Origin of the sequence: Pseudochrobactrum sp. XF203, from assembly GCF_020341615.1 — a bacterium.
GTDB lineage: Bacteria > Pseudomonadota > Alphaproteobacteria > Rhizobiales > Rhizobiaceae > Pseudochrobactrum > Pseudochrobactrum saccharolyticum.
The window spans coordinates 649,912-662,998 of record NZ_CP084392.1 but is presented as its reverse complement, the minus strand read 5'-3'; the positions used below and the strand labels follow the sequence as shown (position 1 = coordinate 662,998).

Below are 13,087 nucleotides of genomic sequence, written 5' to 3'. Positions count from 1 at the left end.
GTGCCCCCCCCTTTTTGCGATGTGGCTTGCGGAGAATTAGATAGGATGCAATCTCAGCACATGAGTAAAGCACCATCTGATTCTCCGCTTTTTTCTGAAAAGCGACCGAAGTCGCCAGCCAAGATAAAGGCTGACAAGTCTGAAATATTCATACCGGATTACAGCCATGAGCAGCAGCTGCAAGCTCAGGGGTACAAACTGATTGCAGGGCTCGATGAAGTCGGCCGCGGCCCTCTTGCAGGGCCTGTTGTTGCTGCCTGCGTAATCCTCGACCCTGATAATCTGCCAGAAGGTCTGGATGACTCAAAAAGGCTTACGGCTGCCAAACGCAACCGGCTGTTTGAAACAATTATGGAAAAGGCTGTTGCCGTCACATTATGCAGCCTCAGTGCGCGTGCGATTGATGAAAGCAATATTCTGGCGACATCCTTGCTGGCGATGAAACGCTGCGTAGATAGTCTGACAATCAGTCCGGATTATGCTTTGATTGACGGTAATAAAACCCCAGGCGGACTGCCCTGCCCTGCCATGACATTAGTCAAAGGCGATCAACGATCCCTGACCATTGCGGCCGCTTCGATCATCGCCAAAGTCACCCGCGACAAGATGCTGGAACGCGCCGGTCTTATCCATCCGGCTTACGGCCTTGAGAAACATGCAGGATACGGCACTGCGGCGCACCGGCAGGCGATTGAAGAACAAGGGCCGGTTGCAGGTCTGCACCGCTACAGCTTCGCTCCGATTAAGGGACGCTGGACAGCGGATAAATAAGCGAGGCACCGAATACGCGCCCCCGAGCCGGTTTCAGGATATTCTTAACTGCAAGAAATAAGCATCGCCGCAGAACAACAAGCCCGATTTCAGACATAAAAAAACGCCGCATAAAGCGGCGTTTTTTTTGAACTTTATGAACTGCAATCAATTCAAGTTGGTTTTAACCTGGTCCAGTGATGCTTTGAACATTTCACCGGCAGTTTTTGCGTCCATTTTATTTGCAATCAGCGAACCGGCAGCAGCAACAGCGATTTCCACTGCAGATGCACGAACCTGATTAACAGCATCGCTTTCAGCCTGAGCGATTTTCTGTTCAGCCAGCTTGTTGCGGCGAACAATATAATCTTCCGACTTCGCTTTTGCTTCGCTCAGCAGAGCTGTAGCTTCACGCTGTGCAGCAGCAACGATTTCGCTGGCTTCTTTTTCAGCTTCTTTGCGCTTGCGGTGATATTCAGCAAGCAGAGCCTGAGCTTCTTCACGCAATGTGCGTGCTTCGTCCAGTTCCTTGGCGATATTGGCAGCACGTTCATCAAGCGAACGGCCGATCATGCCAGGCACTTTAAGATAGGCCAGCAGCGCCAGGAAAATAATCAGACCGACGAGGGCAATAAATGTTGCATCCATAATGGTCTCCCTTACGCGCTGACAGCTTTAACAGCAGCCGAGATTTCAGCTTTGTCGGACTTGCCGCCAAGCAGTTTCTCAACGATTTCTGCAGTTGTTTCTTCAGCAATCGAGCCGAGATCGCTCATCGCTTTTGCCTTAATGGCAGCGATGCGTTCTTCAGCTTCAGCCAATTTCTTTTCAAGCGATGCTTCAACGGTTTTGCGTTCAGCATCAATGTCATGCTTTGCCTTGTCGCGGGCTTCCTGACCGATAACAGCCGCGCTCTTGCGGGCTTCAGCCAGTTCCTGCTCGTAAGCAGCAATTGCATTGTCAGCATCGGTTTTCAGGCGTGCAGCCTGTTCCAGATCCTGTGCAATACGGTCACGACGCGTTTCGATGACGCCGCCGATACGTGGCAGCACAACGCGCGACATGAACAGATAGAACAGCCCGAAGGTAATCGCGAGCCACAGAAGCTGCGATGCATAATGGGTGGAATCAAATGGTGGAAACACGCCTTTACCGGCATCGTGCGCCACACCTGTTTCAGTGTGCACAACAGAGTTGCCACTGTCAGCTCCCGACACTGGTGCCGGCTGAGAGTCAGTTGCGGTTTGGGCAAACGCCGTGGACACGAACATCCATTTTCCCCTTATCACTCAGGCTTAATAAACGATAACCAGCCGCATATGCCTTCAGGTCTCACAAGGAGATTTTTGCATATGCGGCCGATTTAATCCGGCAGCTTAAGATTAAACTGCGAACAGGAGCAGAAGCGCGATGAGCAGCGAGAAGATGCCCAGAGCTTCAGTTACGGCGAAGCCGAATACCAGACGGCCGAACTGGCTGTCAGCGGCAGACGGATTGCGCAGTGCACCCGAAAGAAAGCTACCGAAAATGTTGCCGAGGCCGAGAGCCGTACCGGCCATACCGAAACAGGCCAGACCTGCGCCGATGTACTTTGCTGCTTCCGCTTCCATGTTAAGCTCCTTCTGGATTGATATAAATGCGGATTTCAGTTCTGGCGGAAACCCGCCGGTGATATTTCAGAGCGACCTGTTATTTCAAAATCATGTGTCAGACACAGGTATTTTCAAAATGCAGAGCCTGATTGGTAGATAGGCAAGACTGCTGCCCGATAACGGACAGCAGTAATTTCAGTTAGTGACCGTCCGGATGAACTGCATCATTGATATACATGCAGGTCAGAACAGTGAACACATAGGCCTGCAGGAATGCGACCAGGAATTCCAGACCGGTAATAGCAACGGTCATGAACAGAGGCAGGATCGCACCACCAACACCGAGCGGACCGAGTGCAGCCATGGAAACCACGAAGCCTGCGAAAATCTTTACGGTGATGTGACCGGCCAGCATACTGGCGAAAAGACGCACAGAGAGGCTGATCGGACGGGACAGGAAGGAAATGATTTCAATCGCGGATACCAGCGGCACGATAGCCATAGGAACACCGCTTGGCACGAACAGCTTGAGGAAGCGGAAACCGTGCTTGAAGAAACCGTAAATAATCACTGTTCCGATCACCAGCAGCGCCAGCGCGAAAGTAACAATAATCTGACTGGTTACGGTATAGAAATACGGGAACAGACCGATAAAGTTTGCTACAAGGATGAATGTGAACAGAGAGAACACAAACGGAAAAAATTTCATCCCATGAGAACCGGCAGAATCCCGCAAGGAGGATGCCACAAACTCATAGGCCATCTCAGAAACTGACTGCAGGCGTGTCGGAACAATGCCGCGACCTGCTGATGTCAGAAACAGAAAAGCGGAAGCGGTTACGACAGTCAGCACCATAAAGGCGGACACATTCGTAAACGACAGATCGACACCGCCGACATCGATAGGAATCCATCTGGAAACCTGAAACTGATGGATCGGATCGTTTGCCACCTTAACCTCACCTGTCACCCGTGCCCGAAGGCGTTACATTCATGCCCGAGGGCGCTTCTCAACCGCAAACTTGCGTTCCGGTCTTTTCAGAACACTCAAAAGCAAATCTGCCTGAGCCGCCCTGATTGCCTTTACAGGCTTATTCACTGCCGTGCATATGAAGGATAACCTTTATGCACATTATTTTTCTTTCTGTTGCTTCTCGCCCACATTATTGCCGCTTTCTGCAACATATCCTGCGGTGCGTAAAACATTCAGAGTACCGGCACCGAATCCTAAAAAGAGAAAGATAATCAATCCCCAAGGGTTCGTACCCAGAACACGGTCAAAAAACCAACCTAAAACCGCACCTACCACGATACCAGCGATAAATTCACTGGATAATTTCATGGCCTGCGCCATAGAGCTTGCGTTTTTCTCAGCCTGTTCATCTTTTTTGGATTCCACCCCCACGCCCTTAGCAGCCAAATGGCTTTCAAGCTTACGAAGACGGTCGTCCAGACTCCCCTGAGCGTCGGCCTGAGATCCGGTCTGCACCGGACCACCAGCTTCGCTTGCCGCATCATCGGATTGCTGAGGCTTTTCGGGTGTTTTCCCGACTGCCATTCATGCCTCCTTTGGCAAGAAAACCGAGGTTTCCACCCCACTCTGAAGTCGGCCGCAACATATTAACAGCCAACTCATTCGTCAAGGCACTGTCTGCACAGAAGTTGAAGGTTTTTTGTATTATTAAATCATATACTTAACAGGCAGCAGCATGAAGCAGGCCTTGAATCCTGCTTCACACCGTGATTTCAGACAGCGAATCCTTGACAGATCAGCTCCAGCCGCCGCCATAAGTCCGGTAGAAAACATGCAGGCCGATCTTTTTGACTTTTTCCATCGTTGAAGCCCAGCGGGGACGTACATAAGTCGCATGATAATGGGTCGCCGAACCCACTTCCGGCAGCCAGATCTGACCCGCAGTGACAGCTTTCGCTACCTGCTGCGCCATACGCCAGTGACCCGGTTCTGTGACACGATGTTTTAAACCGTCACAGGCAAAGGAAAACTGACAGGCATTACGCCAGTCTTTATTCTGATAAACTACGCCGCAGATCGTGGAAGGATAAGCAGGATTGCGCACGCGATTGAGAATGACCTGACCAACGGCCGCCTGCCCTTTGACCGGCTCGCCGCGTGCTTCAAAATAGATACCTTCAGCCAGACATTTCTGCTCTGTCGCACTGAATGCTGCCGGTGGCAACGGGGTCGCCGCCCAATTGTGATCCCGCGCACTGATTGGCGGAATGAAGCGACCATTGTCCTTTTCAGGCACCAGAATGCTCTCGAAAGGCGATGTTTTGGCATAATCCGGCTTGGACGGTGCATAACCAAGCGCCAGCACATCCGGTGTATCATTGGTAATCAGTGATGCGAGTGCGGTCGGCACCGGCACGACCGGCTTCACTTCCGGACGATGGAAAGCGAGTGTGATTTCCACTTCCTTGCCGCGGATCGGACCTTTAACGAAAGCTGTTTTGACGTCTTTTTTACCGGCTACCGGCTGCATCAGCCTGGGACTCACCGATGAAACCTGCTCTGCCAGCGAACCGGCATTGAACATGCGTGCCGGAGCTTTAGTCTGCACGGAAACCAGACGCCCCTGCTTGTCAGTGCGGCTGATACGTTTTTCATCGGGATTAGGATCGTCGACACCGCGTTTTCCGCCGGCAACGCGTCCGCTCATTACCACGCGACCCACGCCGCTGATATCTGCCGCAGCGCTCAGGCTACCTGTGACCACGGACGAATCAACAAACGGCATTTCCGCCTGATGAATGGAACCGGCAGGCGCATCTACCATATATGTTGCCCAGCGGCTGCCCGATTGCTCGGCAACACTCATCATACTGGCCATATCCTGATAGGCGATGACATTGCTTGAATAGAAAAACAGCCCTACTCCGGCGAGAAGCTTTGGCAGGGTCGCGGATTTGCGCTTCTGCTTAACCGTTACGGCCACCGGATAATAGCGGCCATCCTGCGGGCAGTAACCCTCGGAAGGATAATACCAGACCTGTGCTGGCTCATTGCCGGATCGGCCAAACAGGGCCCGCAAAGCTACACTACGCACCGGAATACTCCACTCACTCAACAAGATGACTATAGTCAGATAATGATCTATTAACCTTGATGCTTCGTTAACGCCGGCAGCGTTTAGTCATTGATTTTATTTATTAATTTTTAATTAACACGAAGATTGCCAGTCACCTTAAGCGGTTAGTTTTTATTGACCTTTCCCGTGGCAGGGCGGCAAAAATCCGGACTTTACCCGCAGGGATAGTTCAGAAAAAATATTTCTAATTTAGAAAAATCATTAGTCCAAAAATAAACCTGCCGGATCATCAGGGCATGATGATCCGGCAGGTTTAATATTGTCCATTACAGGCTTTAATGCAGAGACGGTATCGTCAGGCGACCGGAAACTCCCCGCGATAGCGCCTTGGCAACATCGCAGACAGAGTAACGCCGCGAATAAACAGGAACATATTCAGCGCCAGCCACAGGCTGTGATTACCCAGCCAGTCACGGGTACCATAGAGCACACCGAAAAAGACAAACAGCGACAGGAACATCATATTGCGCATGTCTTTAGACCAGGAGGCACCGATAAAAATACTGTCCATCTGGAAAGCATAAAGACCGGTGAGTGCAGTGAGCGACACCCAAGGCAGATAATAAACCGCCATCATGCGGACATCCGGCTCCGTTGTCAGAATATTGACCAGACGATCGCCGAAAGCGAGGAAGATCAGCCCCATGACAAAAGCCATGACCATGCCCCAGAAGAAGGTCAGCTGAATGGAACGCCGGAAAGCCGGACTGTAACGCGCACCGACTGCCCGCCCTGCCAGCTGCTCGGCAGCAATCGTTACCCCTTCCAGAAAGAAGCCGACAACGAGATAGAAATTCATCAGCACCGCATTGGCCGCCAGAGTGATTGTGCCCATTTCATTGCCGACGCGGGCAAAGAATACATAGGTCGACATCAGCAACAGCGAGCGGATCATGATATCGCGGCTGATAACGATCATCCGCCAAATACCGGCTTTGTCGAACAGGCGGTTGACATCCAGCTTGCGCAAAGCCCCGCCGCGCCAGATCAGAACGGTCATACCTGTAATAGCTGCCACGGTTTCGCCGGTGACTGTCGCCCATGCAACGCCGGAAACCTCCCAGCCAAGCCCCAAACCCAGAACCAGCGCCAGAATAATATTGATACCATTCAGCAGGAATTGCAGCGCTAGGCCAAACAAGCCTTTACCGCGTCCCAGCAACAAGCCAAGAACTGAGAAATTGACTAACGCCATTGGTGCCGAGAGCATACGGATCGACACATATTCGTTCAATGCTTTGGCCGTATCGGATGTAGGCTTGAGAATATCATTGGCCGCATAGAGTGTGAGCGGCAGAAGCGCGATCATCAGCAAACCGGCAACCAGCGCCACAATAATTGCGCGCCAGAACACCATAATTTCTTCCGAACGGTCACCGCGCCCCATGGCCTGTGCAACAAGCCCTGTCGTGCCGGAACGCAAAAAACCGAAAATGGAAAACAGACAATCAAAGACCAGAGCGCCCATGGCCAGACCGCCGAGCATACCGGCATTGCCAAGCTGCCCGATCACACCTGTGTCCACCAGCCCGAGCAAAGGCGTGGTCATACCGGCCAATGTCATAGGAATAGCGATTGTCAGCACCATGCGGTGCGTCACGGTGAACGGGCGAACGAGAGACGTTTCGAGCGCGTCATTATCTGGCTTGAACATAGAGCGGTTCCACTTAAAGCGGCCTCAAAGAACCGCTCTATTTGGGTATTAACGCATTATCCGGCGCAAAACCGGCTTCCACTGCTAATGGGAATGCTTAGATACCACACGAATACTGTCAGCGAATAAAAAGATCCTGCTGTCAGCCGTGCGTGCTCCTCACCTGAAGATAGTAAGTGCAGATAGTTTTTCCGGTCAGCGCAGAAGATCTTGCACTGTCATATCCTGTTTTCCTGTCATGGTCAGCAGGTTTCTGCATCAGGACAGCAATTTGTCGCGGCCGCTTGTCATTGCAATTTACGGCAGATCAACTCCGTAGAGCATCGCCCAATAGAGATAATGCGGCTTGTCTGCCCGCGCCGCATAGGCAAGACCATAGCGGGTAAAGATCGGATCGAGCAGATTTTTACGGTGACCAGCAGAATTCAGCCAGGCATTCAGTGCGTCCGGCACGTCTTTCTGACCGGATGCAACATTCTCCGCAGCAGGGCCGCGGATACCGGCCTGTTTCAGCCTGCCGCCAAAACTGTTTCCCCAGCCGATACTGTGACCGATTTTGCCGTGCTTTGCCATTAACCGTGCCTGATGCAGTGCGGCCTTTTCAAGCTTTGCTTCCGGCATCATCGGCGGCGCGCCATACTGGCGGCGCACTTTATTCACCATAGCCGCCACATCCTCTTCCGCAAAAGCATCAGAGAGCGGCAGGATGGCAGGGCTCAGCAACAAAGCGCCACCGGTAACCAGTAACCGGCGGCGTGAAATCAGCGCAGAAGGCAGCAATGTATCAGTCATCGAAAACCATAAATAAAAAGAAGGATTTTTCAGATGTATTCCCGAAGCCGCTACACGCCTTCAGAATGCATTTTATTTCCTGTAATTGATAATTCTGAGCAAAATAAAGGCAGGGATCACAACTGCCGCGCCCAGCAGCAGATAATCAGCAAAACGAGACAAGGCCGAGAAGCCCATATTCCAGATTCTCACGAAGAAATCGCGAATGTTCCAGAGAATATCATAAGGTGTCCAGTTAAAGGCATGCATCACAACGCCGACAATCAGTGACACCAGTATCAGTTTAACGATGACACGACCCGGTGTATCGCCCAAAAAGCGGGTAGCACGGTCAGACATAGAAGCACTCCTTTGTTGAGACCAACAAATAAGCGCGAATATCTGAAGAGACAAGCCTTCCCTGTGCCGGATATTGACCGGTTGCGTTTCACATTCAGGTTTTAGCGGCTGTTTTTATAGGTACGCGGCAGGTTCTGGCTCTGGCGCAGGAAAGAACGGTTCATGCTGCGTGTGTCTGTGAAGCCGCTGGCGACAGCCACTTCCAACAGAGATGCATTGCCGCTCATCAGCAATTCCTTGGCACGCTGCACCCGCAATTCCTCGCGCACCTGAAAAGCGGTTTTGCCTAATCCCAACCGGAACCCGCGTTCCATCTGGCGGGTGGAAATCCCAAGACGGCGTGCGACTTCAGCCATTGCCAGCGGATCTTCCAGCGTCTCCTCAAAAATACGGATTGCCTTGCGGATCATCGGTGAACGCACGCCGTTGAAACTCAACGCAGGTTGCTCCGATGTCAGCAACTCAAAAGGAAACATCAGGATAGAAGCGCTTTTACGTGCCAGTTCCTCAGAGATTTCCGCCTGAATGATGGAGAGTGCCAGTGAAGCAGCGCCCAAACCGCCCGCGCAGGTAAAATGCCTGCCACTGCGATGAAACAGGCTGGTTGTATCTGCCGTGAACCCGTCAAATAATTGCAGGAAATCGTCTTTATGAAACCAGTTCACGCAGCAATTGCGATCTTCCAGCAATCCGGCTTCAGCCACAATGAAGGCGGCGGTGCACAGGCCGATGACATTTTTCTTCTGACGGTCGGCGCGTTTCAGCACTTCAATCAGCGTATTTTGCCCCGGCCGGTAATGAGGAAGAACCCCGCCGACAACAACAATATAATCACAATCATCCAGCGCACCGATCGGGGCGGTTGGCTCCACCGCCATACCGGAGCTGGATTCCACCGGCAGACCGGTGAGCGTACAGATTTTCCAGCCGCAACGGATTTGGCGGCTTTTGTCCTTATCATCTGCGGCAAGGCGAAACGGATCGAGAAACAGGCTGAGTGCAGACAAGGTAAAACCGGGCAAAACAACAATACCCAGCGTCAGACGCTGTGTTTCTGTTTCTGTGTTTAAAACTGTTCGGTTCTTTTCCATTGCCATGATCGTGCGTATCACTCCCCTTGAAACGCATAATCCTGTCTGTCATCCGGCATACAGGCCAATCTGAGCGATAAAGTCCGTCACAGCTTTTGTAAAGAGCGCATAGAATTGTGAGTACAATACGCGCTCTTATCGACCTCTCATTCGGCAGGGCTGATTTTGGGCGGCAAAACAATCTGATCAGCCACCGGCAGAGCAGAATTACCGCTCAGGCGCCGCTTCAGACGTGCTGTCCATAAATGCCGGTAGGAGCGCAATTTGTTGAGCACAAACCATCTTTGCCGGATCAGATTGTAGAAGAAATGTTTCTCAACGGACGCAGCCGTTCTTGATCCGGTTCCTAGCGCATCTATGTCACTTTGCGCGCCGCGCGCTTTGACTAAAGGCGGCCAAACGGCCAGACCTGTATTGGTTCTTGTCAGCCAGAAACGCAGATAATTATCAACCGGCGCAAAAATCTCATGCTGACTGTTGACGAAATTCTGCGCACCGGCACGCGACCATATCAAACCGCCCGTCGTCATCGGAAAATAATGCGCACTGGTCAGATTGCGCTGCTGATCCTGCCCCTGCAGAGTGCAAAGCGGGGTATGACGTTTTATTCCGTCTGTGCCGATATTAATGAGATCCCAGTAACGCCCGTCTTTTTCGAGCCATGACAGCAGCTCTTCCGTCATTTTAGCAAGGTCTGCCGGAACGGACATATCGTCCTCCAGCACCATTGCGTATTGCTCGCCGGAATCCAGAAACATCTGTGCCGCTTTAAGATGGCTCAGATAACATCCGAGCTCTCCGCCGCTGACCTGACAGCCCATAAACGCCAAAGCGCGTTTCTCGTGATAGGCCGGATGCGCTCTCGGATCACTTTTCCGGCCATCCACCGCCGGAACGCGGATAAATTCTATACCCGCGCGCTCCAATTGTCCGCGGGAAATGTCAAGCCGTTCCTGACTGCCGTCAAGATTTACAAGATAGGTTCTCACCATAGTCTCCGCCATAAAATGGCTTAAAGCCTCCTGCCAAAAACCGGCAGGCGCGCATCAGCGACGTATCACTAGATGTTCATTTGCGGAGATACAATCAAGAAATTATGAGTTTTTAACGGAAATGTTTTGACAGTTTCAAACCCTGCGCCTGATAGTGCGAGCCAAGATCACTGCCATAGAGCGCTTTCGGCCGTTTGAGCATGTGTTCATAAATCAGACGGCCGACAATCTGTCCGTGTTCAAGGATAAACGGCACCTCATGGCTGCGCACTTCCAGCACTGCGCGGCTGCCCTTGCCACCGGCAGAGACATTACCAAAACCCGGATCGAAGAAACCCGCATAATGCACGCGGAACTCACCGACCAGCGGATCAAAAGGGGTCATTTCCGCAGCATAAAGCGGCGGCACATGCACGGCTTCCTGTGAAACCAGAATGTAAAATTCATCCGGATCGAGAACCAATTCGCGGTGTCCGCGATCATAAATCGGCTCCCAGAAATCCAGCACATCATGCTGCGCACGTTTATCGACATCAACAACAGACGTATGATGTTTGCCGCGATAGCCAATCAGGCCGTTTTCACCGCCGCTCAGATCAATCGACAGGGCAATCCCGCCATTGGAAATATTCGGCACAGCGGAAGCCACCAGCGTTTCCGCCGCGTGCAATGCAGCAAGTTCGGCTTCATTGATATGCGCAGTGCCTTTGCGGAAGCGGATCTGCGACAGGCGCGAACCGGTACGCGCCACAATCGGAAATGTGCGCGGGCTGACTTCCAGATAAAGCGGGCCGTTATAACCGGCGGGCACCTTGTCAAATTCCTGCGCATTATCGGTGATCACGCGGGTGAAAATATCAAGGCGACCAGTCGAGCTTTTCGGATTTGCAGAAGCGGACAATTCCGATGGCAGCGCCAGCCCTTCCAGCAGCGGCACAATATAGACGCAGCCGGTTTCCAGCACCGCACCTTCACGCAGATCAATCTCATGCAGCTTCAGGCGTTCCAGTTTTTTGGCAACCGGTGTGTCCGGCCCCGGCATGAAAGATGCGCGGACGCGATAGGCTTTCTCACCAAGACGAAGATCAAGACTGGCAGGCTGTATCTGATCGTGATCCAAGTCCCGCGCTGAAGTCAGCGCACCGGTTTCAAACAGAGCTGCAATATCGCTGTCTGCCAAAATTCCGCTATCTCGGGTCATCATTTGTCCAGTCATAAAATACTATTTTGCCGCAATCTAGCCTTGAACGGTTAAAAGAGGGCTACTGTGATATGCGCATTTACAGATAGATTTCACTCCCCGCTGTCAAGTCCTGTGAAATCGAGTGCTTGACATTATAATCATAACAGTCCTACAAAATCAGTTGTGGTGATTTGGCCGGCCGGCTTGCAGCCACGTTAAAGAAGTCGCTAAATATGGCCGCGGTTCCGAGCCGGTCTTTTTGCGTCTTCATGCAAAGGCCGGTTTTTTATTGGCCGGTGTGGCCCGAACCCTGCCGACCATCCTTTTATATAGGCTGGACCGATGACAAAGACACATATTCGTACCCTTCGCCCTGCAACTCAGCTTGTGCATAGCGGCACAACCCGCACGCCTTATGGCGAAACATCAGAAGCGCTGTTTCTGACGCAGGGTTTTGTTTATGACAGCGCCGAGGCTTGCGAGGCCCGTTTTACCGGTGAAGATCCGGGTTTCATCTATTCCCGTTATGCAAACCCGACGACGGATATGTTTGAAAAGCGCATGTGCGCGATTGAAGGCGCGGAAGAAGCCCGCGCCACTGCTTCCGGCATGGCTGCTGTCGCTGCGGCCATTCTCTGTCAGGTTCGTGCAGGTGATCACGTTTTGGCTGCCAAAGCGATGTTTGGTTCGTGTCGGTACATCATTGAAACCCTTCTGCCGAAATACGGCGTTGAATTCACTTTGATTGATGGCGTGAATATTGAGAACTGGGAAAACGCCATCCGTCCGAATACCAAAGTGCTGTTTCTGGAAAGCCCGACCAATCCGACACTGGAAGTGATGGATATCGCCAGAATTGCAGGCATTGCCAATAGTGTCGGTGCTAAGCTGATCGTTGACAATGTATTTGCCACCCCACTCTATCAGCGGCCACTGGCGCTCGGCGCTCATATTGTTGTCTATTCTGCCACCAAACATATTGACGGTCAGGGACGTTGCCTCGGTGGTGTTGTTCTGTCTGATCGTGAATGGATTACGGAAGTTCTGCAGGATTATTTCCGCCATACCGGTCCGGGTCTCAGCCCGTTCAATGCATGGACAATGCTCAAAGGTCTGGAAACACTGGCCGTTCGTGTGGAAGCACAGACCCGCTCTGCCGCTAAGATTGCCGATTTTCTGGCCGAACAGAATGCCATTGCCCGCGTAATTTATCCGGGTCGCAAAGATCACCCGCAGGCAGACATTATCGCCAAACAGATGAGCGGCGGCTCAACCATGATTGCACTGGAGCTGAAAGGCGGCAAGAAAGCAGCTTTTGCTTTTGAGAATGCGCTGGAAGTCATCAGTATTTCCAACAATCTCGGTGACGCAAAAAGCCTGATTACCCATCCGGCCACCTCAACCCATAAAAATCTCAGCGACGATGCCAAGGCAGAACTCGGCATTACCGACGGCCTGTTGCGCCTTTCCATTGGTCTGGAGGATACAGATGATCTGATTGACGATATTGGCTTTGCACTGAAAGCGGCTCAAGGCTAAACTGGTATCAGACGGCTGCTGATTTGCCGGCAGCCGTCATATCCA

14 protein-coding genes and 1 riboswitch are annotated in these 13,087 nt (G+C 52.0%); of the genes, 2 read left to right on the top strand and 12 right to left on the bottom strand.

Translation table 11 applies throughout. The annotated features are described in order from the left end of the window. The first annotated feature begins 60 nt into the window (after positions 1-60). Positions 61-771, top strand: a complete 711-nt coding sequence (locus LDL70_RS02815) for a ribonuclease HII (protein ID WP_225686862.1) — start codon at positions 61-63, stop codon at positions 769-771. Positions 772-918: 147 nt separating this feature from the next. On the opposite strand, the gene LDL70_RS02810 is transcribed toward LDL70_RS02815, so the two are convergent. From LDL70_RS02810 to LDL70_RS02755, 12 genes are all read right to left on the bottom strand, one after another. After that, positions 919-1,398, bottom strand: coding sequence for a F0F1 ATP synthase subunit B (locus LDL70_RS02810; protein ID WP_225686861.1), 480 nt, complete (start codon positions 1,396-1,398; stop codon positions 919-921). An 11-nt stretch (positions 1,399-1,409) separates the two neighbouring features. After that, positions 1,410-2,021 (bottom strand): F0F1 ATP synthase subunit B, encoded by a 612-nt coding sequence (locus LDL70_RS02805; RefSeq protein WP_022711132.1) that lies wholly within the window; start codon positions 2,019-2,021, stop codon positions 1,410-1,412. Between the two features lie 111 nt (positions 2,022-2,132). Then, positions 2,133-2,360, bottom strand: coding sequence for a F0F1 ATP synthase subunit C (locus LDL70_RS02800; RefSeq protein ID WP_022711131.1), 228 nt, complete (start codon positions 2,358-2,360; stop codon positions 2,133-2,135). A gap of 181 nt (positions 2,361-2,541) precedes the next feature. After that, positions 2,542-3,294, bottom strand: a complete 753-nt coding sequence (locus LDL70_RS02795; RefSeq protein ID WP_022711130.1) for a F0F1 ATP synthase subunit A — start codon at positions 3,292-3,294, stop codon at positions 2,542-2,544. A 180-nt stretch (positions 3,295-3,474) separates the two neighbouring features. Further along, positions 3,475-3,900, bottom strand: a complete 426-nt coding sequence (locus LDL70_RS02790; RefSeq protein ID WP_022711129.1) for an AtpZ/AtpI family protein — start codon at positions 3,898-3,900, stop codon at positions 3,475-3,477. Positions 3,901-4,111: 211 nt separating this feature from the next. Next, entirely contained in the window at positions 4,112-5,410 is a 1,299-nt protein-coding gene (locus tag LDL70_RS02785; RefSeq protein WP_225686859.1) for a cell wall hydrolase, read from the bottom strand. Positions 5,411-5,747: 337 nt separating this feature from the next. Beyond that, complete coding sequence (locus tag LDL70_RS02780; protein ID WP_225686857.1) at positions 5,748-7,106, bottom strand: MATE family efflux transporter; 1,359 nt, start codon at positions 7,104-7,106, stop codon at positions 5,748-5,750. A gap of 297 nt (positions 7,107-7,403) precedes the next feature. Continuing rightward, entirely contained in the window at positions 7,404-7,898 is a 495-nt protein-coding gene (locus tag LDL70_RS02775; RefSeq protein ID WP_022711126.1) for a CAP domain-containing protein, read from the bottom strand. A gap of 72 nt (positions 7,899-7,970) precedes the next feature. Then, complete coding sequence (locus LDL70_RS02770) at positions 7,971-8,237, bottom strand: DUF6460 domain-containing protein (protein ID WP_022711125.1); 267 nt, start codon at positions 8,235-8,237, stop codon at positions 7,971-7,973. A gap of 101 nt (positions 8,238-8,338) precedes the next feature. Further along, positions 8,339-9,334, bottom strand: coding sequence for a GlxA family transcriptional regulator (locus tag LDL70_RS02765; RefSeq protein WP_225686855.1), 996 nt, complete (start codon positions 9,332-9,334; stop codon positions 8,339-8,341). A 140-nt stretch (positions 9,335-9,474) separates the two neighbouring features. Continuing rightward, entirely contained in the window at positions 9,475-10,320 is an 846-nt protein-coding gene (locus LDL70_RS02760) for a glycosyltransferase family 25 protein (RefSeq protein WP_225686854.1), read from the bottom strand. A 112-nt stretch (positions 10,321-10,432) separates the two neighbouring features. Beyond that, entirely contained in the window at positions 10,433-11,524 is a 1,092-nt protein-coding gene (locus LDL70_RS02755; RefSeq protein WP_213596759.1) for a 2'-deoxycytidine 5'-triphosphate deaminase, read from the bottom strand. A 152-nt stretch (positions 11,525-11,676) separates the two neighbouring features. Continuing rightward, positions 11,677-11,756: riboswitch (SAM riboswitch) on the top strand. An 89-nt stretch (positions 11,757-11,845) separates the two neighbouring features. Here LDL70_RS02755 and LDL70_RS02750 point away from each other — a divergent pair. After that, the gene (locus LDL70_RS02750; RefSeq protein WP_225686852.1) at positions 11,846-13,042 is read left to right on the top strand and encodes an O-succinylhomoserine sulfhydrylase; all 1,197 of its coding nucleotides are present in this window, start codon (positions 11,846-11,848) and stop codon (positions 13,040-13,042) included. Positions 13,043-13,087: the final 45 nt, after the last annotated feature.